The 1,145-nt window shown below is 59.5% G+C and carries 2 protein-coding genes and 1 pseudogene; 2 read left to right on the plus strand and 1 reads right to left on the minus strand.

Annotated elements, in window-relative coordinates; translation table 11 throughout:
* On the minus strand, window positions 1-275 hold a 275-nt coding region (locus tag NTCA1_RS28955), incomplete at its 3' end, for a hypothetical protein (protein WP_236549635.1).
* On the opposite strand from NTCA1_RS28955, the gene NTCA1_RS29255 reads away from it, so the two are divergent.
* Window positions 189-398 (plus strand): hypothetical protein, encoded by a 210-nt coding sequence (locus NTCA1_RS29255; protein ID WP_374705224.1) that lies wholly within the window; start codon window positions 189-191, stop codon window positions 396-398. The two genes, NTCA1_RS28955 and NTCA1_RS29255, sit on opposite strands and share 87 nt — an antisense overlap.
* A 38-nt stretch (window positions 399-436) precedes the next feature.
* Window positions 437-1,083: pseudogene (locus NTCA1_RS28310) on the plus strand (IS5 family transposase); the annotation flags it as partial.
* Between the last annotated feature and the right edge of the window lie 62 nt (window positions 1,084-1,145).

The raw sequence follows: 1,145 nt of genomic DNA on the forward strand, positions 1-1,145 counted from the left end.
ATTAGGCCGTGAACCCATAAAAGTTGCCGCCTTCTCAGCCCTATGCCACACCTTCCCGCGATGGAGGAGGGCAGATGATTGAAGCGCCATTTGTGGAGCGCAGGTTCGAGCTTGATGGCGGTGAATTGGTCGTCTGCTTTTTCACGCCATCGAAGGCACCTTGAGGCGAGTTCCAATGCCGTTATGTCATAGGATGGCCGGAACGAGAGGTTCGCCGGTATGCGTGCGGCCTGGATGGGCTCCAAGCCCTCATGCTGGCCATGCGCATCGTCCATACCGAACTTATCGAGAGTGATGCGTATAAGGCCGGACGCCTTACTTGGTGCGATCAGGCCGATCTCGACCTTCCACCTACTTGGGGCGAGGGATCGCTATATGACCCGCCTCCACAGCCATAAACCTTTCAATCCCGCTTAGATTCTGATTCAGGGACGGCATGAGCCGATATGACCTGACCGACTTTGAGTGGCGCGTGATCGAGCCGCTGTTGCCAAATAAGCCGAGGGGCGTGCCGCGTGTCGACGACCGGCGCGTTCTGAACGGAATATTCTGGGTGCTGCGATCAGGCGCTCCATGGCGTGATCTGCCGGAACGCTATGGCCCGCGCACCACCTGCTACAACCGCTTTGCGCGATGGCGGAAGGCTGGCGTCTGGGATCGAATGATGGACGCCATCACCGCCGCGCACGATGGCGACATCCAGATGATCGACAGCACTTCCGTTCGCGCCCACCAGCAGGCAGCGACGGCAAAAAGGGGGATCGAGATCATTGTCTCGGTCGCTCCCGAGGCGGGCTCACGACCAAAATCCATGCGGTCGTCGACGGGCAAGGCCTCCCGATCCGGCTGAGCCTGACCGCAGGGCAAAGCCATGACGGCCAAGCCGCTGACGATCTGCTCGATCATGTTGGTGCCGGAACAATCATTCTGGCGGACAAGGCCTACGATGCCGATCGCATCCGGGTGTCTCTCCGCGAGAAAGGGGCGTTCGCCAACATCCCGCCAAAGTCCAACCGCCGATCAAAACCGTACTTCAGCACATGGCTCTACCGTCAGCGCAATCTCGTCGAACGGTTCTTCTCCAAGCTGAAGCACTTCCGCCGTGTTGCCACCCGCTACGAAAAGCTGGCCGAAAACTTCCTGGC

Origin of the sequence: Novosphingobium sp. TCA1 (genome assembly GCF_009811895.1) — a bacterium.
GTDB lineage: Bacteria > Pseudomonadota > Alphaproteobacteria > Sphingomonadales > Sphingomonadaceae > Novosphingobium > Novosphingobium panipatense_A.